Origin of the sequence: Mycobacterium colombiense (genome assembly GCF_003284935.1) — a bacterium.
Lineage (GTDB): Bacteria > Actinomycetota > Actinomycetes > Mycobacteriales > Mycobacteriaceae > Mycobacterium > Mycobacterium arosiense_A.
Genome location: NZ_QMEV01000063.1, coordinates 1 through 26,931, shown reverse-complemented (window position 1 = coordinate 26,931; position 26,931 = coordinate 1). Strand labels below are relative to the sequence as shown.

General features: G+C 68.9%; 25 protein-coding genes and 1 pseudogene. 17 read left to right on the top strand and 9 right to left on the bottom strand.

Features of this window, described 5'->3' with window-relative positions:
• The first annotated feature begins 120 nt into the window (after window positions 1–120).
• The 8 genes from DQP57_RS21390 (at window position 121) to DQP57_RS21355 (ending at window position 8,236) form a co-directional block, all read left to right on the top strand.
• Entirely contained in the window at window positions 121–1,734 is a 1,614-nt protein-coding gene (locus DQP57_RS21390) for a virulence factor Mce family protein (protein WP_112634681.1), read from the top strand.
• A gap of 104 nt (window positions 1,735–1,838) precedes the next feature.
• The gene (locus DQP57_RS21385; protein ID WP_112634680.1) at window positions 1,839–2,996 is read left to right on the top strand and encodes a virulence factor Mce family protein; all 1,158 of its coding nucleotides are present in this window, start codon (window positions 1,839–1,841) and stop codon (window positions 2,994–2,996) included.
• The gene (locus DQP57_RS21380; RefSeq protein ID WP_112634679.1) at window positions 2,990–4,543 is read left to right on the top strand and encodes a virulence factor Mce family protein; all 1,554 of its coding nucleotides are present in this window, start codon (window positions 2,990–2,992) and stop codon (window positions 4,541–4,543) included. The genes DQP57_RS21385 and DQP57_RS21380 overlap by 7 nt, the downstream gene beginning before the upstream one ends.
• Window positions 4,513–5,265, top strand: coding sequence for an Mce protein (locus tag DQP57_RS21375; protein WP_112634678.1), 753 nt, complete (start codon window positions 4,513–4,515; stop codon window positions 5,263–5,265). The genes DQP57_RS21380 and DQP57_RS21375 overlap by 31 nt, the downstream gene beginning before the upstream one ends.
• The gene (locus DQP57_RS21370; RefSeq protein WP_112634677.1) at window positions 5,262–6,233 is read left to right on the top strand and encodes an RDD family protein; all 972 of its coding nucleotides are present in this window, start codon (window positions 5,262–5,264) and stop codon (window positions 6,231–6,233) included. The genes DQP57_RS21375 and DQP57_RS21370 overlap by 4 nt, the downstream gene beginning before the upstream one ends.
• Window positions 6,230–6,784: a mammalian cell entry protein gene (locus tag DQP57_RS21365; protein ID WP_112634676.1), complete on the top strand. Its 555-nt coding sequence runs from the start codon at window positions 6,230–6,232 to the stop codon at window positions 6,782–6,784. Before DQP57_RS21370 ends, DQP57_RS21365 begins: the two co-directional genes overlap by 4 nt.
• Window positions 6,751–7,515 carry a mammalian cell entry protein gene (locus DQP57_RS21360; protein ID WP_112634675.1) on the top strand — a complete coding sequence of 255 codons (765 nt, stop codon included), beginning with the start codon at window positions 6,751–6,753 and terminating at the stop codon, window positions 7,513–7,515. Before DQP57_RS21365 ends, DQP57_RS21360 begins: the two co-directional genes overlap by 34 nt.
• 19 nt (window positions 7,516–7,534) lie before the next feature.
• Window positions 7,535–8,236: a YoaK family protein gene (locus tag DQP57_RS21355; RefSeq protein ID WP_112634674.1), complete on the top strand. Its 702-nt coding sequence runs from the start codon at window positions 7,535–7,537 to the stop codon at window positions 8,234–8,236.
• Here the strand turns inward: DQP57_RS21355 and DQP57_RS21350 are convergent.
• The 4 genes from DQP57_RS21350 to DQP57_RS21335 all read right to left on the bottom strand — a co-directional run bounded on the left by DQP57_RS21350 (window position 8,229) and on the right by DQP57_RS21335 (window position 12,516).
• Window positions 8,229–9,311, bottom strand: a complete 1,083-nt coding sequence (locus tag DQP57_RS21350) for a phosphodiester glycosidase family protein (RefSeq protein WP_112634673.1) — start codon at window positions 9,309–9,311, stop codon at window positions 8,229–8,231. The two genes, DQP57_RS21355 and DQP57_RS21350, sit on opposite strands and share 8 nt — an antisense overlap.
• 104 nt (window positions 9,312–9,415) lie before the next feature.
• Entirely contained in the window at window positions 9,416–10,828 is a 1,413-nt protein-coding gene (locus tag DQP57_RS21345; protein ID WP_112634672.1) for a YhgE/Pip domain-containing protein, read from the bottom strand.
• A gap of 58 nt (window positions 10,829–10,886) precedes the next feature.
• The gene (locus DQP57_RS21340; RefSeq protein ID WP_112634671.1) at window positions 10,887–11,612 is read right to left on the bottom strand and encodes a pirin family protein; all 726 of its coding nucleotides are present in this window, start codon (window positions 11,610–11,612) and stop codon (window positions 10,887–10,889) included.
• A gap of 25 nt (window positions 11,613–11,637) precedes the next feature.
• On the bottom strand, window positions 11,638–12,516 hold the full coding sequence (locus DQP57_RS21335; RefSeq protein WP_112634670.1) for a MarR family transcriptional regulator: 879 nt from the start codon (window positions 12,514–12,516) through the stop codon (window positions 11,638–11,640).
• Between the two features lie 74 nt (window positions 12,517–12,590).
• Between DQP57_RS21335 and DQP57_RS21330 the strand changes: the two genes are divergently transcribed.
• Window positions 12,591–13,724, top strand: a complete 1,134-nt coding sequence (locus DQP57_RS21330) for an NAD(P)H-dependent amine dehydrogenase family protein (protein WP_112634669.1) — start codon at window positions 12,591–12,593, stop codon at window positions 13,722–13,724.
• A gap of 14 nt (window positions 13,725–13,738) precedes the next feature.
• Here DQP57_RS21330 and DQP57_RS21325 read toward each other — a convergent pair whose 3' ends face one another.
• The gene (locus DQP57_RS21325; RefSeq protein WP_112634668.1) at window positions 13,739–15,148 is read right to left on the bottom strand and encodes an alpha/beta hydrolase domain-containing protein; all 1,410 of its coding nucleotides are present in this window, start codon (window positions 15,146–15,148) and stop codon (window positions 13,739–13,741) included.
• A gap of 12 nt (window positions 15,149–15,160) precedes the next feature.
• Window positions 15,161–16,296 (bottom strand): annotated as a pseudogene (locus DQP57_RS21320) (sigma-70 family RNA polymerase sigma factor).
• Between DQP57_RS21320 and DQP57_RS21315 the strand changes: the two are divergent.
• From DQP57_RS21315 to DQP57_RS21300, 4 genes are all read left to right on the top strand, one after another.
• On the top strand, window positions 16,232–17,083 hold the full coding sequence (locus tag DQP57_RS21315; RefSeq protein ID WP_112634666.1) for an alpha/beta hydrolase: 852 nt from the start codon (window positions 16,232–16,234) through the stop codon (window positions 17,081–17,083). The pseudogene DQP57_RS21320 and the gene DQP57_RS21315 sit on opposite strands and share 65 nt — an antisense overlap.
• Before the next feature lie 89 nt (window positions 17,084–17,172).
• Window positions 17,173–17,922 (top strand): DUF2786 domain-containing protein, encoded by a 750-nt coding sequence (locus DQP57_RS21310; protein ID WP_112634665.1) that lies wholly within the window; start codon window positions 17,173–17,175, stop codon window positions 17,920–17,922.
• On the top strand, window positions 17,919–18,431 hold the full coding sequence (locus DQP57_RS21305; RefSeq protein ID WP_112634664.1) for a TIGR04338 family metallohydrolase: 513 nt from the start codon (window positions 17,919–17,921) through the stop codon (window positions 18,429–18,431). Before DQP57_RS21310 ends, DQP57_RS21305 begins: the two co-directional genes overlap by 4 nt.
• A 41-nt stretch (window positions 18,432–18,472) precedes the next feature.
• Window positions 18,473–20,548, top strand: a complete 2,076-nt coding sequence (locus DQP57_RS21300) for a beta-glucosidase (protein WP_112634684.1) — start codon at window positions 18,473–18,475, stop codon at window positions 20,546–20,548.
• 43 nt (window positions 20,549–20,591) lie between these two features.
• Here DQP57_RS21300 and DQP57_RS21295 read toward each other — a convergent pair whose 3' ends face one another.
• Window positions 20,592–20,738, bottom strand: a complete 147-nt coding sequence (locus DQP57_RS21295) for a metallothionein (RefSeq protein ID WP_067124138.1) — start codon at window positions 20,736–20,738, stop codon at window positions 20,592–20,594.
• 158 nt (window positions 20,739–20,896) lie between these two features.
• Here DQP57_RS21295 and DQP57_RS21290 point away from each other — a divergent pair, with 158 nt between their 5' ends.
• Window positions 20,897–21,550 (top strand): O-methyltransferase, encoded by a 654-nt coding sequence (locus DQP57_RS21290; protein WP_112634683.1) that lies wholly within the window; start codon window positions 20,897–20,899, stop codon window positions 21,548–21,550.
• A 4-nt stretch (window positions 21,551–21,554) separates the two neighbouring features.
• Here the strand turns inward: DQP57_RS21290 and DQP57_RS21285 are convergent, their stop codons facing one another.
• Window positions 21,555–22,538 (bottom strand): nitronate monooxygenase, encoded by a 984-nt coding sequence (locus DQP57_RS21285; protein WP_112634663.1) that lies wholly within the window; start codon window positions 22,536–22,538, stop codon window positions 21,555–21,557.
• Between the two features lie 162 nt (window positions 22,539–22,700).
• Between DQP57_RS21285 and DQP57_RS21280 the strand changes: the two genes are divergently transcribed.
• The gene (locus tag DQP57_RS21280) at window positions 22,701–23,141 is read left to right on the top strand and encodes an SPW repeat protein (protein WP_112634662.1); all 441 of its coding nucleotides are present in this window, start codon (window positions 22,701–22,703) and stop codon (window positions 23,139–23,141) included.
• A gap of 70 nt (window positions 23,142–23,211) precedes the next feature.
• Here DQP57_RS21280 and ilvD read toward each other — a convergent pair whose 3' ends face one another.
• Entirely contained in the window at window positions 23,212–24,924 is a 1,713-nt protein-coding gene (gene ilvD, locus DQP57_RS21275; RefSeq protein ID WP_112634661.1) for a dihydroxy-acid dehydratase, read from the bottom strand.
• A 117-nt stretch (window positions 24,925–25,041) separates the two neighbouring features.
• Here ilvD and DQP57_RS21270 point away from each other — a divergent pair, with 117 nt between their 5' ends.
• Window positions 25,042–25,332, top strand: a complete 291-nt coding sequence (locus tag DQP57_RS21270; RefSeq protein ID WP_112634682.1) for a metal-sensitive transcriptional regulator — start codon at window positions 25,042–25,044, stop codon at window positions 25,330–25,332.
• Between the two features lie 134 nt (window positions 25,333–25,466).
• Entirely contained in the window at window positions 25,467–26,699 is a 1,233-nt protein-coding gene (locus DQP57_RS21265; RefSeq protein ID WP_112634660.1) for an MFS transporter, read from the top strand.
• The last annotated feature ends 232 nt before the right edge of the window (window positions 26,700–26,931 follow it).

Here is a 26,931-nt window from a genome sequence, read left to right as displayed (position 1 = left end):
CGCGCCGGGCTTCCCGCCGGGGCCGGCCGCGCCACCCGGACCCGGCGCCCAGCTGCCGGCACCGTTCATCAACCCGGGCGGATCCGGAGGTAGCGGTGCAGCGGGGGGAGGTAGCCAGAATTGAGCACCATCTTTGACATCCGCAGCATTCGGCTCCCGAGGCTGACCAGGGCATCGCTCATCATCGGGTCGCTGGTCATCGTGTTGGCCCTCGTCGTCGGCTTCGTCGGCTGGCGGCTGTACGAGAAGCTGACCAACAACACCGTGGTGGCCTATTTCCCGGCGGCGAACGCGCTGTACCCCGGGGACAAGGTCCAGATCATGGGGCTGCGGGTGGGCGCGGTCGACAAGATCGAACCCAGCGGCAACAAGATGAAGGTCACCTTCCACTACGAGAACAAGTACCGGGTCCCGGCCAATGCCTCGGCGGTGATCCTCAACCCGACCCTGGTCGCGTCGCGGGCCATCCAGCTCGAGCCGGCCTACAAGGGCGGTCCGGTGCTGGCCGACAATGCGGTGATCCCCGAAGAGCGCACCCAGGTGCCGGTCGAGTGGGACCAGCTGCGCAACAGCATCACCAACATCATCTCCAAGCTGGGTCCCACGCCCGAGCAGCCAACGGGACCGTTCGGCGAGGTCATCACGTCGTTCGCCGACGGGCTGGCCGGCAAGGGCAAGCAGGTCAACACCACGCTGACCAACCTGTCGCAGGCTTTGACCGCCCTGAACGAGGGTCGCGGCGACTTCTTCGCGGTGGTGCGCAGCCTGGCGTTGTTCGTCAACGCGCTGCACCAGGACGACCAGCAGTTCGTCGCGCTCAACCAGAACCTGGCGGATTTCACCACGCGGCTGGCGCACAACGACAACGACCTGGCCAACGCGATCCAGCAGTTCGACAGCCTGCTCACCACCGTGCGTCCCTGGCTGGACCAGAACCGCGGGGTGCTGACCCACGACATCAACAACCTCGAGACCGCGACGAACGCTCTGCTGCAACCGGATCCGTTGAACGGCGTGGAGACCGCGCTGCACGTGCTGCCGACGGCCGCGGCGAACATCAACCAGATCTATCACCCGTCGCACGGTTCACTGGTCGCCATCACGGCAATCACCAACTTCGCCAACCCGATGCAGTTCATCTGCAGCGCGATTCAGGCCGGCAGCCGGTTGGGCTACCAGGAGTCGGCCGAGCTGTGCGCGCAGTACCTCTCGCCGATCCTGGATGCGATCAAGTTCAACTACCCGCCGTTCGGCCTGAACCTGTTCAGCACGGCGGAGACGCTGCCCAAGGAAATCGCCTACTCGGAGGACCGGCTGCACCCGCCGAACGGCTACAAGGACACCACCGTCCCGGGCATCTGGGTGCCGGACACCCCGACGTCGCACCGCAACACCCAGCCGGGCTGGATCGTGGCCCCGGGTATGCAGGGTCAGCAGGTCGGCCCCATCACCGCGGGCCTGATGACCCCCGAATCGCTGTCCGAACTGATGGGTGGCCCCAACATCGAACCCGTCCAGTCGAACCTGCAGACCCCGCCGGGTCCGCCGAACGCCTATGACGAAAACCCGATCGTGCCGCCCATCGGGCTGAACGCTCCCGTGCCGATCCAGCCGCCGCCGCCCGGGCCGGACGTGGTCCCCGGTCCGGTCGCGCCGACGCCGGCTCCGGTGTCCGCGCCCGCGCCGAACGCGGGCGGGCCGCCGGTACCCGCTGACTTTGGAGGTGGCCAGTGAGGGGCGCGACGAGCGCGTTTCGCGCGAGGAGCAAGCCGAACAATCGGCCCGTGAGGGGCGCGACGAGCGCGTTTCGCGCGAGGAGCAAGCCGAACAATCGGCCCGTGATTGCGCGCCGGATCCGCCATCGGACCTGGCAAGGGTTGACCTTGCTGGTGGCCGCGATGGTGTTGAGCTCGTGCGGGTGGAAGGGCATTTCCAACGTCGCGATTCCGGGTGGTCCCGGCAGCGGGTCGAAATCCATGACCCTCTACGTGCAGGTGCCCGACACCCTGGCGATCAACGGCAACAGCAAGGTGATGGTCGCCGACGTGTTCGTCGGCTCGATCAAAGCCATCAACCTGAAGAACTGGATCGCCACCCTGACGCTCGGCGTGGACAAGAACGTCAAGTTGCCGAAGAACGCCACCGCCAGGATCGGCCAGACGTCGCTGCTGGGTTCCCAGCACGTCGAGCTCGCCGCGCCCCCGAACCCGTCGCCCGAACTCCTCAAGAGCGGCGACACCATCCCGCTGAAGAACTCCACCTCGTATCCCACCACCGAGCAGACCCTGGCCAGCCTGTCGCTGATCCTGCGCGGCGGCGGCATCCCCAACCTGGAGGTGCTGCAGAACGAGGTCTACAACATCTTCAACGGGCGCGGTGAACAGATCCGGGCTCTGCTCGGCAAGCTGGACACCTTCACCAACCAGCTCAACGCGCAGCGCGACGACATCACGCACGCCATCGACTCGACCAACCGGCTGCTGACCTACGTGGGCGGCCGGGCCGACGTCCTGGATCGCGTGCTCACCGACATCCCGCCGCTGATCAAGCATTTCGCCGACACCAAGAACCTGCTGATCAACGCCGTCGACTCGGTGGGACGGCTCAGCCAGGCCGCCGACCAGTACCTGTCGGAGGCGCGCGGGCCGCTGCACACCGATCTGCAGGCGCTGCAGTGCCCGCTGAAGGAGCTCGGCCGGGCCTCGCCGTACCTGCTCGGCGCGCTGAAGCTGATCCTCACCCAGCCGTTCGACATCGACACGGTCCCGAAGATCTTCCGCGGCGACTACCTCAACATCTCGCTGACGCTCGACCTGACCTACAGCGCGGTCGACAACGCGTTCCTCACCGGGACCGGATTGTCGGGAGCCCTGCGGGCACTCGAGCAGTCGTTCGGGCGCGACCCGGAGACGATGATCCCCGACGTGCGCTACACGCCCAACCCGAATGACGCACCGGGTGGACCGCTGGTGGAAAGGGGGGACAGGAATTGCTGACTCCCTTCATCCGACGCCAGCTGATCGCCTTCGGGATCCTGACCGTCATCTCGCTGCTCGTGCTCGGCATCTACTACCTGCAGATCCCGAGCCTGATGGGCGTCGGGCGCTACACGCTGAAGGCCGACCTGCCCGCCTCGGGCGGGCTGTATCCCACGGCCAATGTCACCTACCGCGGCATCACCATCGGCAAGGTCACCGACGTCGAACCGACCGAGCGCGGCGCCCAGGCGACCATGAGCATCGACAGTCGCTACAAGATCCCGATCGATGCCACGGCCAACGTGCACTCGGTCTCGGCCGTCGGTGAGCAGTACCTGGACCTGACCTCGAGCGGCAGCATGGCCAGCAGGTATCTGGCCGACGGGCAGACCATCACCAAGGGCACCGTGCCCGCCGAGATCGGGCCGGCCCTGGACACGGCCAACCGCGGACTGTCGGTGCTGCCCAAGGAGAAGATCGGCCAGCTGCTCGACGAGACGGCGCAGTCCGTCGGCGGATTGGGCCCCAACCTGCAGCGGTTGGTCGACGCCACGCAGGCGATCGTCGGCGACTTCAAGAACCAGATCACCGACGTCAACGACATCATCCAGAACTCCGGCCCGGTGCTGGACAGCCAGGTGGAATCCGGCGACAACATCGAGCGCTGGGCGCGCAACCTGAACAGGCTGGGCGCGCAGTCCGCGCGGGAGGACCAGCACCTGAGAAGCCTGCTGCGCCAGGCGGCGCCGACGGCCGATCAGGTCAACTCGGTGTTCAGCGACGTCAAGGATTCGCTGCCGCAGACCCTGGCCAATCTCGAGGTCGTCTTCGACCTGCTCAAGCGCTACCACACCGGCGTCGAGCAGGTCCTGGTGTTCCTACCGCAGGGCGCGTCGATCGCCCAGACGGTGGGGGCGCCGTTCCCGAACATGGCCGCACTGGACCTGGCGCTGTCGATCAACCAGCCGCCGCCGTGTTTGACCGGCTTCATTCCGGCGTCGGAGTGGCGGTCCCCGGCCGACACCAGCATGCAGCCGCTGCCCACCGGCACGTACTGCAAGATCCCGATGGAAACACCGGCGAACAGCGTGCGCGGTTCGCGCAACATTCCCTGCACCGACATTCCGGGCAAACGGGCGGCGACGCCGCGGGAGTGCCGCGACCCCAAGCCGTATGTGCCGGCCGGCACCAACCCCTGGTACGGCGACCCGAACCAGATCCTGACCTGCCCCGCGCCCGCGGCGCGCTGTGATCAGCCGGTGAAGCCGGGCATGGTAATCCCCGCGCCGTCGGTGGACAACGGACTCAACCCGGCGCCCTCGGACCGGGTGTCGGGCACACCCCCGCCCACCAGCGACCCGTTGTCCCGGCCGGGGTCGGGTACCGTGCAGTGCAATGGCCAGCAGCCGAACCCCTGTGTCTACAAACCCAGCGGGCCTCCCTCGGCGATCTACAGTCCCCAAAGCGGTGAACTGGTAGGGCCAGACGGAGTTAAATACTCCGTCGAAAACTCGACCAGAACAGGAGACGATGGATGGAAGGAGATGCTGGCACCGGCCGGCTGAACCCCATCGACACGGACGATTCGTTGACCACCCACGACAAGAACGAGGACTCGACGGCACCCGAGAACGGAGCCGAGCCGACCGGTCCGCAGGACGCCTCCGAGGATCTGGCCGACTCCACCGACGATGCCGCCGGCGACGTCGACGCCGGCCAACCCGAGCCCGACGGCGCGGCCGAGGATGAAACGGCGGCCGGCGAGTCCGTCGCGGCCGCCCAGCGTGGGCCGTCCCGGGTGGGCCGGGGGTGGCTGGCCGCGATCGCCGCGGTGCTGCTGCTGTGCGCGGTCGGCGTCGGCTTCGGCGGCTACCTCGCGCTGCACTACCACCACCAGAGCCAGCAGATCGCCCGCAACAACGCGCTGGCGCTGAAGGCGGCGGTGGAATGCGTCTCCGCGACCCAGGCGCCGGACACCAACGCGATGACCGCGAGCGAGCAGAAGATCGTCGACTGCGGCACCGACGCCTTCCGCTCGCAGGCGTTGCTCTACACCAGCATGATGGTGCAGGCGTATCAGGCCGCGAACATCCACGTTCAGGTGTCGGATGTCCGGGCGGCGGTCGAGCGCAACAACCCCGACGGGTCGATCGACATCCTCGTCGCGCTGCGGGTCAAGGTGGCCAGCGACCAGAACCAGAGCGAGGCCGGCTACCGGCTGCGCGTGAAGATGGCGTTTGCCGAGGGGCAGTACAAGATATCCAAGCTCGACCAGGTGACGAAGTGACGGTGGTGGTCGAACAGACTGCGCCCCCGGCGATCCAGGAGTCACCACGGGAAGCCTTGGCGCCCTGGCATTCTCGCGTCGGCGCGTTCGCGGTCGACGCGGTGGCGGGCCTCGCGGTCATCCTCACGATGGCCGTGGTGCTGCGCACCGTGCCGGCACAGAGTGTGTGGTGGTGGCTGAGCATTTCCGTCCTCGGCGTCGTCACCCTGCTGGTGCTGGCCAACCGGCTGCTGCTGCCGGCGATCACCGGCTGGAGCCTGGGCCGCGCCCTGGCGGGCGTCGCGGTGACGCGCCCCACCGGAGACGCTCCGGGCCCGTGGACCCTGCTGCTGCGCGACATCGCCCACCTGCTCGACACCGCGTCGGTGGTGGGATGGCTTTGGCCCCTGTGGGATTCGCGCCGACGCACCTTCGCCGACATCCTGTTGCGCACCGAGGTCAGGCGCCGCCCACCGGACGCGTCGCCGCCCCACATCCGGCGGTGGAGCGCGGCCGCGGTGCTGAGCGCGGCGGTGTTGTGCCTGGCCGGGGCAGCGATGAGCTTTTTCGGGGCGTACTGGCCGGACCGGGCGACCGACCAGACCCGCGCCCAGCTCGCGACGCAGGGGCCCAAAATGGTGGCCGAGATGCTGACCTACGACCCCAAGTCGCTGCACGACGACTTCGCCCGGGCGCTGTCGCTGGCCACCGACAAGTACCGGCCCCAGCTGTCGGCCCAGCAGGATCTGGTGCAAAAGGGGCACCCGGTCATCAACGAGTACTGGGTGACCAACAGCTCGATCGAATCGGCCGCACCGTCGCGGGCGACGATGTTGATCTTCATGCAGGGACGGCGCGGCACCGGGCCCGAACAGCGCTACATCAGCGCGACGGTGCGGGTCGCGTTCGCCAAGGACAGCGGAAACGCTTGGCGGGTAGACGATCTGACCGTGCTGACCAAGCCGAGACAGCCGGGGAGCGGCAAGTGAGTCCCCGCCGCAGGTTTGCGCCGGGCGAGCGGCCATTGCTGATGGCGCGCCCGGTCGAGGCGCGCCGCCCATGGCTGATGCCGCTGGCCGGCACGGTCGCCGCGGCGCTCATGGTCGTGGCGATCACCGCCTGCACGCTGATGCTCGTCGCGCACGAATCCCGGGCCAGGGCCGCGTCGAAGGACCGCGAGGTGCTCACCTACGTGACGGGGTTCATGACGCAGTTCACCTCCATCGATCCCTTTCACGCCAACGACTATGTGAACCGGATCCTGGCGCAGGCGACCGGGGACTTCGCCAAGCAGTACGAGAAGAACGCCAACGAGATCCTGCTGCAGGTCGCCCGCGCCGAACCGGCCACCGGCAACGTGCTGGACGCCGGCCTGGAGCGATGGAACGACGACGGCAGCGCCAATGTCATGGTCGCGACGGCGATCACCACCAAGTCGCCGGACGCGAAACAGGTGGTGGAGAACGCCAATCGGTGGGCGGCCACCGCGACGCGGGAAGGGAAGCAGTGGAAGATCAGCAACCTGCAGCAGGTGATGTGACCGCCGAGGAGAAGCCGGGCGCCCCGCACAACGACGCGACCGGCGCGGCAGCGGACGCCGTACCGGAGCGGCACGACGAAGAGCTCGATGCCGCAACCGAATCCGCCGCCGCCGACGACGCTACCGAATCGGACGGCGCCGACGACGAGGCCACCGCCGAGGGCGCGGAGCGGGTGGCGGACGCGCCGCAGGGGGCCGCCGCACGCAAGAAGCGGCGGGCCGGAAAGGCCTGGGCCGTCGTGGCCACCCTCGCCGCCCTGGTGTTCGTCGGCTCCGCCGCGTTCGCCGGCGCGATGCTGCAGCCGTATCTGGCCGACCGGGCCACCGCCGCAACGAAACTGAACGTCGCGCGGACCGCCGCCAACGCGATCACCACGCTGTGGACGTACACGCCGGAAAACATGGACACCCTGGCCGATCGCGCATCCCGGTATCTCAGCGGCGATTTCGAGGCGCAGTACCGCAAATTCGTCGACGCCATCGTGGCCCCCAACAAGCAGGCCAAGGTCACCAACCACACCGACGTGACGGGCGCCGCGGTCGAAACGCTCGACGACTCCACCGCCGTGGTCATCGTCTACACCAATACGACCTCCACCAGCCCACTGACCAAGAACGTCCCGTCGCTGAAGTATTTGTCCTACCGGCTGTTCCTGAAGCGTTCCAACAACCGTTGGCTGGTGACCAGGATGACGACGATCACATCGCTGGATCTGACGCCCAAGGTCTAGCGGCGAGGAGACCGGGCGCATGGCTGTCACGTCACCGGTATCCGAGCGCTGGACCGTAGCGGCGTTGCTGCTCTTGACCTTCGCCACCGGGTTGGCCGACTCGATCAGCATTCTGGTTCTGGGTCACGTGTTCGTCGCCAACATGACCGGCAACGTGATCTTCCTCGGATTCTGGCTGGCCCCAAGGACTATCGTCGACCTGACCGCCGTCGCGGTCGCCATGCCGACCTTCATCTGCACCACGATCGCCAGCGGCCGATTGTCCCGGTATTTCGGCTCGCGCACGCGAACGTGGATCACCACGGTGCTGACGATCGAGATCGCGCTGCTGCTGACACTGGCGGTCCTGGCGGGCGCGGGAGTGCTGCGCTATCAGGCGACCTCGAAGCTGATCATGATCGGCATGCTCGCGGTGACGTTCGGCTTACAACACTCCAGCGCGCGCCAGTTCGGCATTCAAGAGCTCTCCACGACGGTGCTCACCTCGACGATCGTCAGCTTCGGGCTGGACAGCCGACTGGCCGGGGGCACCGGCGAACGGCAACGGCTGCGCGTCGGCGTGGTCGCCACCATGTGCGCCGGCGCCCTCGTCGGCGCGACGATGTCGAGGTACGTCATCGCCCCGGTGTTCGTGGTCACCGCGGGGGTGATCGCCACCAGCCTGCTGATCTTCCGCTTCGGACCGCCGGCCGCGAAACCCGCCCTCCCCGTTGCTAGTTGAATGCCAGCCAGCTCGGCAGCGCCCGCTCGTGTGAATCGCAGAGGACCTGCCGGGTGTCGCACGATCCCCGCGGCGATCCGGCGCCGGCCCACATGCCCCCGGTGTCGCGGCGCAGCACGATCGCCGACGAGCCGCCGCCGTCGAGCAGCACGGCGTTGTCACTGCCCAGCCCGCGGAACAGGTCCTGCATGTTGTCCGGGGTGTAGTTGCCGCCCTCGAAGACGTACATCTCGTCCTTTTGCCTGGAGTAGGCCAACGCCGTTCGGGCCGCGCTGGGACCGCCGTCGTGCAGCTGCCCGGTGTTGCCCGGCGCCAACAGCCCGATGCCCGAGACCGCGACGAACTTCTCGTTCTTGTTGAGCAGGTCGGCGACCACCGGGGTCGCGGCGTCGTAGTCGCTCTTTGTCCTGGGCCACACCACGTATGGCGCGCCACCGGACGGCAGGATCATCGTCGACAGTGCGCTCCAGCTTTCACCGCCACCGGAGAGACCCTGCTTACCGGGGTAGGCGACGGTGCCGGTGACCGCCTGGTTGGCGCGACCCTGGCCCTGAGTGTTGTCGACGAAGGCGCCCAGCGGTGAGCTGCAACCGGTCTGGCGCCACGAGCCGCCCTTTTGTCCGCGGACGTCGAAGAAGTTGGCGTTGATGGCGATGGTCGGCTGGCCCATGCGTTGCCACGCCTGCAGCGGTGCGTAGAGCTCCGAGGCCTGCCAGAGACCCTCGCCGGTGCGCGCCCCGGGGTTGTTCTCGCAGCGGGCCTGATCGCCGCGGTGCGTGTCGACCAGCAGGTGCGGGGACAGCCGTCCCGCCGCGTTCTTGATGATCATTAGATGGCCGCCGTTGTTCATCTCGTACCAGCTGCCCCCGGCGTTGAGCATCGGCGCGGGATGGCCGGGGCCGAAGTTGTAGACCAGATAGGAACCACGGGTGCTGCCGATGGCATTGGCGAGCAGATCGCGGCCGTCGGCGGCCCGGGCGAGGGGCTGTCCGGAGGTGACCGCGAGGGTGAAGCAGGCAACGAGGGCGGCGCACGACGCTGCCAGCCGGCGGAAGCTGGCGCGTCGGGTCAGCACGATAGCCCTTTCCGCCCGAAACTAATGCAACTCAAACATCATCAGCCTCATTAGTCACACTGTCAACAAGGTCACGGCGGGGTGACGATGGGGCCACGCGCGAATTACGCTTGCTCGCTTGAGCTTTCGTGCTCGTCGGCGGCGGGCCCGGTGGCTGTCGGCCCGGGGGCGGCCGGCTCGGCGTGTTTGCCGCGGCGGGCCTGGTGCTGCGACTGGTGTTCCTGGGCGATGGCCAGTTCGACCGCGCCCGGGATCCGGTGGAAGCCCTTGCGGTCATAGAGGTGAGTGACGATGCCGCCCAGCAGCAGGCCGATGATGAGGCCGATCGTCGTCATGGTCAGCGACTGCGTCAGCCCGGCGTCGCCGCGGCCGCCGAAGTACAGCAGCGACCGGGCACCGAGGAAGACCTGATGCATCGGTTCGAATTCGGCCAGCCAGCGGAAGAACGACGGTGTCGCCTCCAACGGCACCGTGGCGCCGGCCGACGGCAGCCCGAGGATCACGAAGATGAGCAAGCTGACCAGCATTCCGGCCGTGCCCAGCACCGAGAGCAACGAACTGGAGGTGATGCCCACCGCGGCGATCGCGAAGACGCCGAACGCCCAGAGTCGCCAGCTGTGATTGATGGGCATGCCGAGCCCGTCGGCGATCGCCAGATACACCGCCGAGGTGAGCAGCCCCAGCAGCACCATCATGACCCACTTCAGCAGCAGCGTCTGGAATCTGGAGATCTTGACCTGCTCGGCGAACCGGTACACCGGACCGAATTCGGCAGGCACGTAACCGAGCAGCGCGTCCACCAGCGTGCTCACCACGATGCTGCCGGTGAATCCGGCCAGCAACAGCAACAGCGCGTAGTAGAAGGCGGACAGGCCGTTGCCGGTGCCGTTCGGCAGCGGGTTGTACACGTTCGACTGGATGTCGATGGGTGCACTCAGACCCACCTGGGTCGCCCCGGCCAGCGGCGCACCACCGGTCTGCGCGGCCACCTCCGCCATAACCCGTTGCCCGGCAATCCCGTTGGCGATCCCCATCGCCGTGTTGAGGGTTTGGCCGGCGATGCTCGCGCCGAGCGTGCCGGCCCTCGGATTGGTGGAGACCGTGATCGACGGGCGGTCCGCGCGGGCCGGCGACACCGCGCTGGTGGCGAAGTCCCGCAACCTCGACGAGAAGCTCGGCGGTATCAGCACCTGGCCGTACACACGGCCGGTATCCATTTGGTGCCTGGCCTCGCCACGGGAGAGCACACGGACGTCGAACTTGTTCTTGTCCAACCCATTGACCAGCCGGTCGGCGATCTGTGCGCCGCCGGGTCCGGCGTCCTCGTTAACCACCGCGATGGGGAAATGATGCAGGTTGGCCGCCGGGTTCAAGATGCCGCCGAGATAGAGCGCGCACAACGCCGACATCAGCGCCACGGTGATCACCAGGGGGGCCGCCCAGAATCGCACGGTGCGGACCGCCTTGATGTTCCGGTCGGGGTTGGGCGCCGCGTGCTGCGGGTGCGAGTGAGGCATGCCGACTCCTGTTCTGTCGTGCCCACTGTATGGGCTGGCGCGCCGACCCTCTATGGCCTCAGTCACCCAGCTTCGCGTGCATCTCCCAGATCAGCAGCTCCGCCGGTTCGCTCGCGGTCACGCGCCGGCCGTCGGCGTCGGTGAAACGCACCGCATCGCCCTCGCCGACCGCCCCGATCCCCTCCACGCCGACCCGACCTCGAGCCACGAAGAGATGCAGGTAAGGGGCGCGCGGAAGGTTCACCGCTGCGCCGGCCGGCAACCGGGTGCCGTGCAGCGCGGCATTGCGGTTGTGCAGGGTGATCGCGGCGTCGTGCGCGGGCCGCCCCGAGGCGATGGTCACGAGATTGCCCGCCATCAGCTTCTCGTCGATCTCGTGCTGTTGATAGCTCGGATCGATGCCGGCCTCATCCGGCACGACCCACATCTGCACGAAGTGAACCGGCTCGCCGGGGGAGTCGTTGCGCTCCGAGTGCAGGATCCCGCCGCCGGCGGACATGCGTTGCGCCAGACCGGGATAGATCACGCCGTGATTGCCGGCCGAGTCGTGATGCGACAGCTCGCCGCGCAGCACCCAGGTCACGATCTCCATGTCCCGGTGCGGGTGGGTGTCGAATCCCGTTCCGGGCGCGACGATGTCGTCGTTGTTCACCAGCAACAGCCCGAAGTGCGTGTTGTCCGGGTCGTAGTGGTCGCCGAAGGAGAAGGAGTGCCGCGACGTCAGCCATCCGGTGGTGGTGACCGCCCGGCTTGCGGCGCTCCTGATCTCCGTGACCGCGGTCATGATCCCAGCCTAATGTTGCGCCGTGTCAGGTCACCGCGTCGGCGAGCAATCCCTGGGCGTGCCGAAGCGCGGCATCGAGCTCCGGCATGCTCAATCCGGTCGAGTGGCCCAGGTGAATCTCGATCTGGTACTCCGGCTGCCCGTCGTGGGCGAATATCGGAAGGACGACGAATTCGGTTGTGGCGAGCTCTGTTTCGAGCGAGTCGGTGACCGATTGCAGGGTCACCATCGTCATCAAGGTGGTGAGCTGACGGGTGACTTGGGCCGTGGGCTCCAGCGAGGCCAGCACGTCGGCCAGTCGAGTGTGCAACGACCGGTGGGTGTCGTCGAACCGCCACGCGCCGTATCCGCGAGCGCGAATATCGGCCAGCACCCGCTGGTGCTCGGCGATCTCGGTCCGGGTCAGCCGGGGCAGCACGCGGTGCAGCCACGCCTGGACGAAGTCGTCGTCACGCCAGGCCATGGCCACCAGACCGAACGGCGGGTCGATGGGAAAGCGCTGCCCGACGGCATGCTCGCCGTCGGTGCCGTGGCCGACCGCGTCGACGGTGGTCAGATGACGGGGCCCGATTTTGGACATCGAACAGCCCGCCCCGAGCGTGTCGTGCAGGAAACGCAGCGCGTCGCGCCCGCGGTCCAGCAGCGGAAACTGTTGGCGCAGCCCATGGACCAGTCCGAACAACCCGCTGCCCAGCACGTAGCGGCGATCGCCCCGCCGCGCGACCCAGCCCCGCCGATCCAGCTCGGCCAGCACCAGCGCGCAGGTCGAGGTGCTGATGGTGCACCGCTTCGCCAACTCGGCCGAGGCCAGGCCGTGGGGTGACTTCGCCAGCGCGGCAAGCACATCCATCACCCGCGCGGTGGGCGGCGACTTGGCGCCCGAGTCGCCGCGCGCCGCGGCCATTGACGTATCCACCGCCACCTCCCTACGATCCGTCCAAAATGCAAGGATAGACGTCCTAATATTAGGAGATAGTCGTGTTGAAGGTGGGAGTGTGGGGGCCCGGTTCGATGGGCGTGGTCGCCCTGCGCGGGGTGATCGACCATCCGGAGCTGCAACTGGTCGACCTCGTCGTGCACAGCGACGCGAAAGCCGGCCGCGACGCCGGGGAGTTGTGTGGCGTCGCGCCGGTCGGGGTGCGGGCCACCCAGGATCCGGCCGCCCTGCTGGCCGGTGACGCCGACGCGGTGGTGTACGCGGCCGGCGCCAATCTGCGGCCGCTGGAGGCCGTCGCGGACATGGTGTCGATCCTGCGGGCGGGCAAGAACGTGGTGTCGTGTTCGGTGGTGCCGCTGGTCTTTCCCGACGCCGTCGACACCGCCTTCACCGATCCGCTGCGGGAGGCCGCGATCGAGGGCGGCGTCTCGTTCTTCACCACCGGCATCGACTCCGGGTTCGCCAATGACGTTCTGCCGCTCGCTCTTACCGGCGTGTCCCGGGCGATCGAGTCGGTGCGGGTGACCGAGATGTTCAATTACGCGACGTACCCGGACCGCTCCGCAGTCTATGAGATCCTCGGCTTCGGCCAGCAGCCGGACTACCCCGCCTTCGCGGCCCAACCGGGGATCTTCACCTTCGGCTGGGGGCCGGTGCTCCACCAGCTGGCCGCCGGGCTGGGCGTCAAAATCGACAACATCGAGGAGAGCAACGAGCGCGTGCCGGCCGGCGAGTCCTTCGACACGCCCACCGGTCACATCGCGGCCGGGACGATCGCCGCGATGCGCTCGACGCTGACCGGGTACGTGGACGGGAGACCGACCTTCGTGCTCGACCACGTGACCCGCATGCGTGATGACATCGCCCCCGACTGGCCGCAGCCACACATCAGCATTCCACCGAAGGACCTCGGCTACGGGCAGGCGTCCGGACGCGGCCTGTACCGGGTGGAGATCGAGGGTTCCCCGAGCATGCGCTGTGAATTCGAGATGGCCGAGGATGCGGACCACGACCTGGGTGCCCGCATCGCCGGCTCGTCGCGGATGGTCAACGCGATCCCCGCGGTGTGCGCGGCGCCGCCCGGTCTGCTGTCCGCGCTGGACCTGCCGCTGATCACCGGCACCGGCCTGGTGCGCCCGGTGCCGGGACCGTCGCCGGACAGCCGGCTGTTCTAGCCCGGCAATCGGATCTAGCCCGGCTCGCCGGGATACGTTGCGGCGGCGAGCTGCAGGATCTCGCTGCGATCGGCCGCCAGGATGAACCCGGAGCCGATCGCCGCGTCGAGCGCCGCGGTGAAGCTTTCCAGGTATTGCGCGCGGCCACCGGGGTAGAGCCGCCGAATTGTGTTGGCGTCGAAGGGTTCCCCGGAACCGAAGATCGCCGACATCGCGCTCTCCTGGCCGCCCAGGCCCGACGTCCTTGCGGTCGGCACGTCCACCCACGGGGTTCTGATGCCACCGCGGGCGAGCCCGTTACCGTCCAGGACGGGTTGGGGCCCCGCGCTTTCGCGAACCTCGAGCGGGTCGGCGCGTGGGGCCGGCTCGCCGGTGGCCACCCAGGCGTTCAGCGCCGCGACGGCCGCCTGGACCACATAGTGGTGCTGGGGGCCGAAGTTGATGTAGTGCGCGAGTTGCTGGCCCATCAACCTGTCGGTCGGCGCGTAGCCGGCCACGATGGCCTCCAGCGGTGCCGAGCCGCTGTCGATGAACGCCACCTGGATCGTGTAGTTGTCGGCGTGGGCGGCACCGGCGATCTCCCACACCCGCAGCCTGTCGTTGTCGGGCTGTCTGGCGAAGTAGTAGCCGTCGCGCGGCCCGCCGAAGACGTCGGTTTCGGTGACGACCGTCAGTAGCGGAACTCGCAGATCGGGACGGAACGGAACCGCCTGCCGCGCACCAGATTCGGTGAAGATCGAGCTGCCGTCCAGCGGCGCGGCCGGACCGAACCGGGAATGGACGAGGAAGCCGTCGTAGCTCGAGGTCAGCGGGTCGACGGCGTTGATGTAGGTGGTGAGGAACATCGCGGATTGCGATTCGCCCACCGCGATGAGGCGCCGGGCGGGCAGGTCGCGCAGGATCGCGCCGTGCTTACCACTTCTGAGCAGCCCGCCCACCTGGGCGAAGATGTCGTAGGAGAACGCGTCGCCGGGGTGGCGCAGGGACGCGTAACGTTGGGGGTCTTGGCTTTTCAGCGACATGTCCGCGCCGAGCAGGCTTTCGCCGCCCTCGACACCCACCCGCTGGGCCGACACGGCGACGTAGGCGTAGCCGGCGCGCAGGATTTCGCGGTGCGCCATCATCCACACCGCGGCGGCGTCGATACCGCCGCTGACGTTGAGCCACTCGACGAGCACCGTGCCGTTGAACCGGGACGGATCGGACGGTGTCAGCGCCACGATGCGCGTCGTGTAATCGCTCGAGCCCGAAGGGGTTACGTCCCCGCTGCCGTCGGGGCCCGGCTCGCCCACCGGGGCATAGGAGGACGCCGTGGCGGAGACGAAGAACTCCTCGACGGCGTAGCCCACGTCGGCGAGGTCGAAAGCGCTCAGCAGCAGCGCCGGCTTCCCGGGGGCGAGCGTCACCGAGGTGGCGTTCGTCATGCAGCGGTCCCGTTAGCTTTCGCCCGCGGGCAGCGAACTGGGCAGCCCGAATTTCGCGAACAGGGTGTCGTCGAGGAAGGCCACCACGTGGGATACCTTGCCGCCCTGCACGTCCAGCACGTGCAGCTGGAAGGGGACATGCACGTCGCCGGCGCGCATGTACATGGCCGCGGCGAGTTGGCCGTTGGCGATCAGCGGCAGCATGCGCATGTCGCCGCTGCCCTCCGCCGGGCACTGCTGATGGATGAGGGTGACGATGTCCGCCGCGCCCCGGTACCAGCCGGTGTAGGGCGGCATCTCCCAGACGGCCTCGGCGGTGAACAGCTCGACGAGCCGGTCGATGTCATAGGTCTCGAACGCGGCGATGTAGCGCGCCAGCAGGTCCTGGGCTTCGGGCGAATCCGGCTGCGCCAGTGGGTCTTCGGAGCTGGGCCCGACGGCCTCCAGCTGGGACCGGGCGCGCTGCAGCAGGCTGTTGACGGCGGTCGTGGTGGTGCCGACCGCCTCGGCCACTTCGGCCGAGCGCCACCCCAACACGTCACGCAACAGCAGCACCGCGCGCTGGCGCGGCGGAAGATATTGCAGCGCAGCGACAAACGCCAGCCGCACCGACTCGCGCGAGCCGACGACGACCGACGGGTCGGCCGGGTGCTCGGTCAGCGACGGCAGCGGCTCCAGCCACGGCACCTCGCGCCGCTCCACCAGCTCGGCGGCCGGGTCCGAGCTGGGCGCGCCCAAGCCCACCGGCAACGGCCTGCGCTGACGTCCCTCCAGCGCGCTCAGGCAGGTGTTGGTGGCGATGCGATGCAGCCAGGTCCGCATCGAGGACTTGCCCTCGAAACGGTCGTACGCCTTCCAGGCCCGCAGCAAGGTCTCTTGCACCAGGTCCTCGGCGTCGTGCAGGGATCCGGTCATTCGGTAGCAGTGGGTCAGCAGTTCGCGCCGATACGGTTCGGCGTGCGCCGAGAAATCCCCGTCGGCCACCGGGTCACCTTCAGAGTTCTGCGCGAGAAGGCTCATCCGCAAGAGCCTACGCAGTGTCGGGGGCCACGGCCCACCCCAGCAGCCATTACGCTGCCCGTAATGACTAGGAGCCCCGGAGCGAACCGCACCGAACGCAGTTTCGACGGGTACGGCGGCGTGCGCATCGTCTACGACGTCTGGACACCCGAGACCGCGCCGCACGCCGTCGTGGTGCTGTCCCACGGCCTCGGGGAGTACGCCCGCCGCTACGACCACGTCGCCCGGCGCTTCGGCGAGGCGGGCCTGGTCACCTACGCGCTGGACCATCGCGGGCACGGCCGCTCGGGCGGCAAGCGGGTGCTGGTGCGCGACATCCACGAGTACACCGCCGACTTCGACACCCTTGTCGGGACGGCCACGAGGGAACACCACGGCCTCAAGTGCGTCGTGCTGGGGCACAGCATGGGCGGCGGAATCGTGTTCGCCTACGGCGTCGAACGCCCCGACAACTACGACCTGATGGTGTTGTCGGGTCCCGCGGTCGCCGCCCAGGATCAGGTGTCGCCGCTGCTGGCGCTGGCCGCCAAGGTGCTCGGCGCCGTCGTGCCCGGGTTGCCGGCCCAAGACCTCGACGTCGACGCCATCTCCCGGGATCCCGCGGTGGTGGCCGCCTACAAAGAGGATCCGCTGGTGTACCACGGCAAGGTGCCGGCCGGCATCGGCCGCGCGCTGCTGCAGGTCGGCGAGACGATGCCGCAGCGGGCACCGGCCCTGACCGCGCCGCTGCTGGTCGTGCACGGGGAGAAGGACCGGCTGATCTCCGTGGCCGGCAGCCGCCGCCTGGTGGAGTGCGTGGGGTCCACCGACGTCGAGCTGAAAATCTATCCGGGGCTCTACCACGAGGTTTTCAACGAGCCTGAGCGCCAGCAGGTCCTCGACGACGTGGTCTCCTGGATCACCGCCCGGCTGTGAGGCGGGGCGTGTCGGATCGCTTGAGTAGTTTGGCGCCATGACTCGCGCCGACGACGATGCAGAGTGCAGCGATGGGGAGAAGTGGCGCCATGACTGACGACAAGATGCTGTCGCGCATCGCCGCGCTGCTGCGTCAGGCCGAAGGCACCGACAACAGCCACGAAGCCGAGGCGTTCATGTCCGCCGCGCAGCGGCTCGCGACGGCCGCGTCCATCGACCTCGCGGTGGCCCGCTCGCATTCGGCCCAGCGGTCGGCGGCGCAGACGCCGACGCAGCGCACCATCACCATCGGGGCGGCGGGCACCAAGGGCCTACGCACCTACGTGCAGCTGTTCGTGCTGATCGCCGCGGCCAACGACGTGCGCTGCGACGTGGCCTCGAATTCGACGTTCGTCTACGCCTACGGGTTCGTCGAGGACATCGACGCCAGCCACGCCCTGTATGCCAGCCTGGTGGTCCAGATGGTCCGGGCATCGGACGCCTACCTGGCCTCGGGCGCGCACCGTCCCACGCCGACGATCACCGCCCGGCTCAACTTTCAGCTGGCCTTCGGGGCGCGGGTCGGCCAGCGGCTGACCGAGGCCCGCGACCAGGCCCGCCAGGAAGCCACCAAGGATCGTCGCCGATCGCCGGGCACCGCTATCGCCCTGCGGGACAAGGAAATCGAGTTGGTGGACTACTACCGGGGCGCGTCGAAGGCGCGCGGCACCTGGCAGGCCAGCCGGGCGTCGGCGGGATATTCGTCGGCGGCGCGGCGCGCGGGTGACCGGGCCGGCAAGCGAGCGCGGCTCGGCAACAGCCCCGAACTGCCCGGGGCGCGGAGCGCGCTGAGCGGGTGACGGCGGGGAACTCCCCACGGCGGGATTCTCAACGCTCCAAGGTTTATGCGGCCGAGGAGTTCGTCCGGACGCTGTTCGACCGTGCCGCCCAGCACGGCTCACCCGTGGTGGACTTCTTCGGTACGCAATTGACGCTGCCGCCGGAGGGACGGTTCGGTTCGGTGGAAGCCGCGCAGCGCTACGTGAACGACGTGCTGGCGCTCGCGGCGGTGCGGCAACGGTGGCCGGGGGTAGCGCCGCTGCGGGTGCGTCCGCGGCGGGCCGCCACCGCCGCGCACTACGAAAACCGCGATGGCACAGGCGTTATCGCGGTGCCCGACCGTGACACCGCAGACTGGGCGCTGCGCGAGCTGGTGGTGCTGCACGAAGTGGCGCATCATTTGTGCCAGGCCGAGCCGCCGCACGGCCCCGAGTTCGTGGCGACGATCTGTGAGTTGACGGAGCTGGTGATGGGACCCGAGCTGGGGCACGTGCTGCGCGTCGTCTACGCCAAACAGGGCGTGCGGTGAACCCCGATCCCGACGCGCGGGCGCGCGAGGTCGAAGCCCGGATGACCGACGACGAGCGCTTCGCGCTGCTGGTCTCGGTGATGGGGGCCGGCGACATGTGGCCGGTGCGCGACGAGCGCATCCCCGCGGACGCGCCGATGAGCGCGGGATACGTGCCGGGCGTTCCCCGCCTCGGTGTGCCCGCCTTGCTGATGAGCGATGCCGGGCTGGGCGTCACCAACCCCGGCTACCGGCCGGGCGACACGGCCACCGCGCTGCCCGCCGGGCTGGCGCTGGCCGCCACCTTCGACCCGCCGCTGGCCCGGGCCGCCGGCGAAGTGATCGGTAGCGAAGCGCGCAGCCGCGGGTTCAACGTGCAACTGGCCGGCGCGATGAACCTGGCCCGCGACCCGCGCAACGGCCGCAACTTCGAATACCTCTCCGAGGACCCGCTGCTGACCGCCACCATCGCCGCCGAGTCGATCCGCGGCATCCAGCACCACGGCGTCATCTCGACCGTCAAGCATTACTCGCTGAACTGCAACGAAACCAATCGGCACTTCCTGAACGCCGTCATCGATCCCGACGCGCACCGCGAATCCGACCTGCTGGCCTTCGAGTTGGCGATCGAGCGCGCGCAACCCGGCGCCGTGATGACCGCCTACAACAAGGTCAACGGTGACTACGCCGCGGCCAACGCCGCTCTGATCAACGACGTGCTGAAAGGCGCCTGGGCATACCGCGGCTGGGTCATGTCGGATTGGGGTGCCACGCCGAGTTGGGAGTGCGCCCTGGCGGGTCTCGACCAGGAGTGCGGCGCACAGATCGACGCGCTGTTGTGGCAGGCCGAGTCCTTCGGCGCGCCGCTGCGCGACGCCTACGCCGACGGCAGGCTGCCCAGGCAGCGCCTGTCGGACATGGTGCGCCGCATCCTGCGGTCGGTGTACGCCGTCGGAGTCGAGCACACCGATCCGGCCCCGACACCGGATCTGTCGGCGCACAACGACATTGCGCTGCGCATAGCGCGACAGGGAACAGTGCTGCTGGCCAACCGCGGGTTGCTACCGGTGGCCGCCGGGTCGAGCGCGCGCATCGCCGTCATCGGCGGGTATGCGCACGTGGGTGTGCCGGCCGGCTTCGGTTCGAGCACCGTCGTCCCCGCGGGCGGCTACGCGGGCGTGGTACCCATCGGCGGCTCGGGCCTCGAGGCCGGGCTGCGCAACCTGTACCTGCTGCCGTCAAGTCCGCTGGACGAGTTGCGAAAGCAGTTGCCGCACGTCCAGATCGAATTCGATCCCGGGATCAGCCCGGCCGAGGCGGTGCGTGCGGCGCGAGCGGCCGACATCGCGATCGTGTTCGCCGTGCGTGCCGAGGGCGAGGGCTTCGATCTGGCCGACCTCTCGCTGCCGTGGGGTCAGGACGAGCTGATCGCGGCGGTGTCGGGCGCCAACCCGAACACCGTGGTGGTGCTACAGACGGGCAATCCGGTAGCCATGCCGTGGCTCGGTTCGGTGAATGCCGTTGTGCAAGCGTGGTTTCCGGGTCAGGCCGGCGCCAGGGCCATCGCGGAGATCCTGAGCGGCACGGTGAACCCCTCGGGCCGGCTGCCGATCACCTTCCCGGCCGATCTCGCCCAGACACCGCGCCCGCGGCTGCCCGACGCCGGCGAACCGTGGGGGACACCGACCACGATCGACTACGTGGAAGGAGCCGACGTCGGTTACCGCTGGTTTGCCCGATGCGGCCACCAGCCGATGTTCGCCTTCGGGCATGGCTTGTCCTACACCAGCTTTGACTACCGCGACCTGGTGCTCGACGGCGAGCAGACCATCACCGCCACTTTCCTGGTCGTCAACGTCGGGGACCGCGCCGGCGCCGATGTACCGCAGCTCTACCTGACGGCCGCGGCCGGTGAACCGTGCCTACGGCTGCTGGGTTTTCAGCGTGTCGAGCTCGAGCCCGGTGCGACGCGGCGAGTGACCATCGAGGCGGATCCGCGCCTGCTCGCCCGCTATGACGGCGGCGTCGGGAGCTGGCGGATCGACCCGGGCGCCTACACGGCGGCGGTGGGCGCGTCGGCGACCGCGATGCGGCTGCGCGCCACGGTCGAGCTGAGCGGCCGTACGTTCGGGCGCTAAGTCTTGCGGGTTGTGCGCCCGAACGTACGACCGACCCGACGGATTACTTGACGGGGGTCAGCGCGTCGCCGCACGTGCAGCGGTAGGGCTCACCCGAACCCGAGCAGTGGCAGGGGACTTCGATGCGGACGCGACAGCCGCAGCCTTCGTGACCGCACGTCAGCTCGGTTCCGGCCTCGTATGTTGCCATTTGTCTCACCCTTTTCTCTGTGTGGTGACTCGTGCGGTGCGGGTCGACCGCACCCCCACTATATACCCCCCATGGGTATACGGTAAATGGCCGCGACCGGTGCGATACCACGCCGGCACCCGGTGCCGGCGCCGTCGGGCGCGGCTAGCGTGGGCGTGATGACCGAGAAACCAACCCCCCACGACGTCGACGCCTTCTTGGACACCACGGTGGTCGACGACGATCCGTCCTTGACCGCGGCCCTGGAGGCCAGCAGCGCCGCCGGATTGCCCCCGATTGCGGTGTCGGTGCAGCAGGGAAAGTTCTTGAGCCTGCTCGCCGGTGCCATCGGTGCCCGCAACATTCTCGAGCTCGGGACGCTGGGCGGCTTCAGCACCATCTGGCTGGCGCGCGGTGCCGGCCCGCAGGGGCGGGTGGTGACCCTCGAATACGAGCCCAAGCATGCGGAGGTGGCGCGGGCCAACCTGGACCGGGCCGGCCTGGCCGACCGGGTGGAGGTGATCGTCGGGGCCGCGCTGGACACGCTGCCGACGGTGACGGGCCCCTTCGACCTGATCTTCATCGACGCCGACAAAGAGAACTATCCCGCCTACCTCGACTGGGCGGTGCGGCTCGCCCGTCCCGGCGCGATCATCGTGGCGGACAACGTGGTTCGGCAGGGCCAGATCCTTGATCCGGAGGCCAACGCCCAAGCGCGCGCGGTGCGCCAAACCCTGCAGGCGATGGGCGAGGATCCGCGGCTGGACACGGCCGTGATCCAGACCGTGGGCGCCAAACAGTGGGACGGCTTCGCGTTCGCCGTGGTGCGATAGGGCGTCAGCGGGGCTTCAGGTCGGCGACGGCCTGCTCGGCGGAGGTGAGTTCGCCGATCCGCAAGGCGGTTTCGCCGGCGTACAGGGCCGCGCTGTCCAGCCAGGAATCGGGCACGCCGGCCACCGGCGCCAGCGGTGTGAACAACGGTAGGGCCGGCGTCTGGAGCCGCATCAGTGACCCGGCGTCGAAATAGCCCAACACCGACAGCGGTCGGCTGGCCGCGTTCAGGGCGGCGGGAAGCATCCTGGCCTTCCCGTCCTCGCCGCACCAGCGGCGGGTGGCCGCGTTGGGCACGACACGGTGGCGCAAGGGCCAGCTCAGGCCGAACAGATTGGTTTCGATCGTCCTGTCCGCCTGCAGGATTCGGCGCTGATACTCGCGGCTCGCGTTGGCCTCGTGCGTCAGCAGGAATCGGGTACCGGCGATGACGCCGCTGGCACCGGCGTCCAGCGCGGCGCGCGTGTCGGCGGCGGTGGCGATGCCCCCGGCCACCAACACCGGACGCGTGGCCGCCGCGCCGAGGGCCAGCGGCAGGAACTCCAAAGCCGGCATGGTCCCGACGAGGTGGCCGCCGGCCTCGCGTCCCTGGGCAATCAAACCGTCGGCGCCACAAGCGATCGCGGCCCGGGCCGCCGCCTCGGTACCCACCATCACGAAGACGAAGATCCCCGCATCGCGCAGGTGCTCGATGAGCCCCCGCTTTTCGCCGAACGCCACCACGACGGCGTCCACCCGGGCGTCGACGCAGACCGCGACGTGCCGGCGATGAACGAAGGGCATCAACAGGTTCACCGCGACGGCGCGGCCCGGGGCCCGTTCTCGCACTTCATCTATCGACGCCCGTAGCCGGCGGGGGGTGTCGATTCCCAGTGCGCCCAGTCCACCCGCCCGGGCGACGGCGCCCGCCAGTGCCGCGCCCGCCAGCCCGCCACCCATGCCGGCCTGCCCGATCGGCACGTCCAGGCGCAGCCGGTCCGCGATGTCCATGACTCAAGACGCTACGCGGACCACCGAAAATGTCCTACCGTCCGGCGTTGCCGTGGCGTCAGTTTTCGTTGCTGGCCAACGGCGTGCGGGCGTAATCTGGACAGCAGATGGATGGGTGCGACAACGCCCAAAAGGCTTGCCGCATAACAGAAAGGTCACAAAATGAGTACAGTCCATTCATCAATCGATCACCACCCCGATTTGTTGGCTCTTCGCGCGCGCTACGAACGCGTCGCCGAGTCGATGAGTGCCCATGTCACGTTCGGTCTGGTCCTGCTGACGGGCCTGTACGTGGCGGCATCGCCGTGGATCGTCGGGTTCAGCGCGACGGGATCGCTTGCCACGTCCGACCTGATCGTCGGCATCGCGGCGGCGTTCTTGGCCTACGGGTTCGCGACGACGCTGGATCGCGCGCACGGTATGACCTGGACGCTGCCGGTGTTGGGCGTGTGGGTCATCGTCTCGACGTGGATCCTGCCGCACGTCACGCTGACCACCGGCATGACGTGGTCGAATGTCGTTGCGGGCGCGTTGTTGACGTTCCTGGGTCTCAACGCGACCTACTTCGGCATGCGCACCCGCGCGGCGGGCACGCACGCGTAGCCCCGAACCCGGTTAGGCGCCAGGGCAATTCGCCGGCCCCGGGCCGACTCCAAGCGGCCCGGGACGGCGATCAGCCGCAGACCGCGCCGATTGCGGCCGAGCTGACCAGCTTCACGTACTTGGCCAGCACGCCGGTCTTGTAGCGCGGCTCCGGCGGGGTGAAACCCTTGCGCCGGGCGTCGAATTCGGCCGGATCGGCCAGCACGTCGAGCACGTGGTTGGCCACGTCCAGCCGGATCCGGTCGCCGTCGCGCAGGAAGGCGATCGGCCCGGCGTCGACCGCCTCGGGCGCGATGTGGCCGACGCACAGGCCGGTGGTCCCGCCGGAGAACCGGCCGTCGGTCAGCAACAGCACGTCTTTGCCCAGACCGGCGCCCTTGATGGCGCCGGTGATGGCCAGCATCTCGCGCATGCCGGGGCCGCCCTTGGGGCCTTCGTAGCGGATCACCACCGCGTCGCCCTTGGTGATGGTGCCGTCCTCCAGGGCGTCCAGCGCGGCGCGTTCGCCGTCGAAAACCCTTGCGGTGCCCTCGAACACGTCGGATTCGAAGCCGGCCGACTTGACCACCGCACCCTCGGGTGCCAGCGATCCGCGCAGGATGGTGATCCCGCCGGTCGGGTGGATGGGGTTGCTCAGCGCGCGCAGCACCTTGCCGTCGGGGTCGGGCGGGGCGATCTCGGCCAGGTTCTCGGCCACCGTCGCGCCGGTCACCGTCAGGCAGTCGCCGCGCAGCAGCCCGGCGTCCAGCAGCGCCTTCATCACCACGGGCACGCCGCCGATGTGGTCGACGTGCGACATGACGTGGCGGCCGAACGGCTTGACGTCGGCCAGGTGGGGGACCTTCGACCCGATCCGGCTGAAGTCGTCGAGCGACAGCTCGACGCCGGCCTCGTGGGCGATGGCCAGCAGGTGCAGCACCGCGTTGGTCGAGCCGCCGAACGCCATCACCACCGCGATGGCGTTCTCGAACGCCTCCTTGGTCAGGATGTCGCGGGCGGTGATGCCGCGCCGCAGCAGTTCGACGACGGCCGCCCCGCTGCGCCGGGCGAACCCGTCGCGGCGGCGGTCGGTCGCCGGGGGCGCGGCGCTGCCCGGCAACGACATCCCGAGCGCCTCGGCGGCGCTGGCCATGGTGTTGGCCGTGTACATGCCGCCGCACGCCCCCTCACCGGGGCAGATCGCCCGCTCGATGGCGTCGACGTCCTCACGCGGCATCAGGCCCCGGGCGCACGCGCCCACCGCCTCGAACGCGTCGATGATGGTGACCTCGCGCTCGCTGCCGTCGGAGAGCTTGGCGACCCCGGGCAGGATGGAGCCGGCGTAGAGGAACACCGACGCCAGGTCCAGCCGCGCGGCAGCCATCAGCATCCCGGGCAGGGACTTGTCGCAGCCGGCCAGCAGCACCGAGCCGTCGAGGCGCTCGGCCTGCATCACCGTCTCGACGCTGTCGGCAATCACCTCGCGCGACACCAGCGAGAAGTGCATGCCCTCGTGGCCCATCGAGATGCCGTCGGACACCGAGATGGTGCCGAACTCGAGCGGATATCCACCGGCCGAGAACACGCCCTCCTTGACGGCCTTGGCGAGCCGGTCCAGGGAGAGGTTGCACGGGGTGATCTCGTTCCAGGACGACGCGACCCCGATCTGCGGCTTGGCGAAGTCCTCGTCTCCCATGCCTACGGCCCGCAGCATGCCCCGGGCGGCGGCCTTCTCCAGGCCGTCGGTGACGTCACGACTACGCGGCTTGATGTCGGCGGTTGCGGCCGAATCGGTGGTGGGCATTGTTCAAGTATGCGCTGGCCAGTCGCGATCCCAACTTCCGGGGTGATACCCCGATGGGGTATAAGCTGGAGTTCGGCGCGACGCCGCCGCCGGGCGGCCGACTGAGCAGGGGTGCAGATGACGAACGACCACGGGTACTCGCAGCAGAAGGACAACTACGCCAAGCGGCTGCGGCGCATCGAGGGCCAGGTCCGCGGCATCGCCCGGATGATCGAGGAAGACAAGTACTGCATCGACGTCCTCACCCAGGTCAGCGCCGTCAACAGCGCCCTGCGCTCGGTCGCCCTGAATTTGCTGGACGAGCACCTGAACCACTGTGTCACCCGCGCCGTCGCCGAGGGCGGCGACGACGCGCAAGCCAAGCTCGACGAGGCGTCGGCCGCGATCGCGCGGTTGGTTCGTTCCTGATTGGTGACGTAGTTGAGACCTGTCTATCGGCCCTGATTCAGGGGCGGGCGTAGTTGCGGTCCGTACGGTAAGGCAGTGTGATCGCATTAGGCGCGACAACCCAGGAAGTGGGTAGTCCGGCCGATACCGAAGCCATGACTGCCGAAACCAATGCCGTTGCGCGAACGTGGACCCCACGGATCGCGGCTCAGTTGGCTGTGCTGGCGGCCGCGGCCTTCACCTACGTCACCGCCGAGATCCTGCCGGTGGGCGCGCTGCCGGCCATCGCCCGCGACCTGCACGTCAGTTTGTTTGCGGTGGGCACGCTGCTGACCTGGTACGCCTTCGTGGCGGCGCTGACGACGTTTCCGCTGGTGCGCTGGACCGCGCATTGGCCCCGTCGGCGCGCGCTCATGCTCAGCCTGACCTGCCTGACCGCCTCGCAGGTCATCTCGGCGCTGGCCCCCAACTTCGCGGTGCTGGCGGCCGGGCGGGTGCTCTGCGCGATCACCCACGGCCTGCTGTGGGCGGTCATCGCCCCGATCGCCACCCGGCTGGTGCCGCCCAGCCATGCCGGGCGCGCGACCATGTCGATCTACGTCGGCACCAGCCTCGCGCTGGTGGTGGGGAGCCCGCTGACCGCGGCGTTGAGCCTGATGTGGGGCTGGCGCCTGGCCGTCGTCTGCGTCACCATCGCGGCCGCCGGCGTCACGATGGCAGCCCGCGCGATGCTGCCGGAGATGGTGCTGACCTCCGACCAGCTCGCCCACGTCGGTCCGCGGTCGCGACACCACCGCAACCCCCGGCTGATCCTGGTCAGCGTGCTGGCGATGATCGCCGTCACCGGCCATTTCGTCTCCTACACCTACATCGTCGAGATCATCCGCAACGTGCTCGGCGTGCGCGGGCCGAACCTCGCCTTCGTGCTGGCCGCCTACGGGCTGGCCGGGCTGCTGTCGTTGCCGCTGGTGGCGCGCCCGCTGGACCACCGGCCCAAAAGCGCGATCATCCTGTGCATCACAGGGTTGACGGCGGCCTTCGTGGCGCTGACCGGGCTGGCGATCGGGGGCAGGACCGGCGTGGCCACCGCCCTGATCGGGACCGCCGCGATCGTGCTATGGGGCGCGATGGCCACCGCGGTCTCGCCGATGATGCAGTCCGCAGCGATGCGCAACGGGGCCGACGACCCCGACGGCGCGTCGGGGCTCTACGTCACCGCGTTCCAGGTCGGCATCATGGCGGGCTCGCTGGCCGGTGGCCTGCTCTTCGAGCGCAGCGTCACGATGATGCTCACCGCTTCGGCGGCCCTGATGGCCGTCGCGCTGGCCGGAATCGCGGCCAATCGGCGGATGCTCGATGTTGCTCCGACAAGCTCACCCGATTCATAGCCGCCCAGCTCAACCGCGCAATCTCGCCCTTTTCGGGCCCGGCTCGGTCGCGGCTGACGGTAGCTGGCGCGCGCCCTATGCCACACTGTGTCGAGACCACGAGTGGAGGTATGCGTATGTCGGGCAGGACGAGGGCCAGGACTGGAAAGGGCCTCTTCGCCGCTCTGAACACCGCCGGCTTGGCGTCCGTCGTGGGCCTGGTGCTGGTGCTGAGTGCGGCTCCCGCACAGGC

Bases quoted from the DNA above. Each gene is read 5' to 3' on its own strand.
- DQP57_RS21375 (WP_112634678.1), top strand. From the start codon at position 4,513: ATGGAAGGAGATGCTGGCACCGGCCGGCTGAACCCCATCGACACGGAC.
- DQP57_RS21355 (WP_112634674.1), top strand. From the start codon at position 7,535: ATGGCTGTCACGTCACCGGTATCCGAGCGCTGGACCGTAGCGGCGTTG.
- DQP57_RS21345 (WP_112634672.1), bottom strand. From the start codon at position 10,828: ATGCCTCACTCGCACCCGCAGCACGCGGCGCCCAACCCCGACCGGAAC.
- DQP57_RS21340 (WP_112634671.1), bottom strand. From the start codon at position 11,612: ATGACCGCGGTCACGGAGATCAGGAGCGCCGCAAGCCGGGCGGTCACC.
- DQP57_RS21335 (WP_112634670.1), bottom strand. From the start codon at position 12,516: ATGGCCGCGGCGCGCGGCGACTCGGGCGCCAAGTCGCCGCCCACCGCG.
- DQP57_RS21325 (WP_112634668.1), bottom strand. From the start codon at position 15,148: ATGACGAACGCCACCTCGGTGACGCTCGCCCCCGGGAAGCCGGCGCTG.
- DQP57_RS21315 (WP_112634666.1), top strand. From the start codon at position 16,232: ATGACTAGGAGCCCCGGAGCGAACCGCACCGAACGCAGTTTCGACGGG.
- DQP57_RS21310 (WP_112634665.1), top strand. From the start codon at position 17,173: ATGACTGACGACAAGATGCTGTCGCGCATCGCCGCGCTGCTGCGTCAG.
- DQP57_RS21300 (WP_112634684.1), top strand. From the start codon at position 18,473: ATGACCGACGACGAGCGCTTCGCGCTGCTGGTCTCGGTGATGGGGGCC.
- DQP57_RS21295 (WP_067124138.1), bottom strand. From the start codon at position 20,738: ATGGCAACATACGAGGCCGGAACCGAGCTGACGTGCGGTCACGAAGGC.
- DQP57_RS21290 (WP_112634683.1), top strand. From the start codon at position 20,897: ATGACCGAGAAACCAACCCCCCACGACGTCGACGCCTTCTTGGACACC.
- DQP57_RS21285 (WP_112634663.1), bottom strand. From the start codon at position 22,538: ATGGACATCGCGGACCGGCTGCGCCTGGACGTGCCGATCGGGCAGGCC.
- DQP57_RS21280 (WP_112634662.1), top strand. From the start codon at position 22,701: ATGAGTACAGTCCATTCATCAATCGATCACCACCCCGATTTGTTGGCT.
- ilvD (WP_112634661.1), bottom strand. From the start codon at position 24,924: ATGCCCACCACCGATTCGGCCGCAACCGCCGACATCAAGCCGCGTAGT.
- DQP57_RS21270 (WP_112634682.1), top strand. From the start codon at position 25,042: ATGACGAACGACCACGGGTACTCGCAGCAGAAGGACAACTACGCCAAG.
- DQP57_RS21265 (WP_112634660.1), top strand. From the start codon at position 25,467: ATGACTGCCGAAACCAATGCCGTTGCGCGAACGTGGACCCCACGGATC.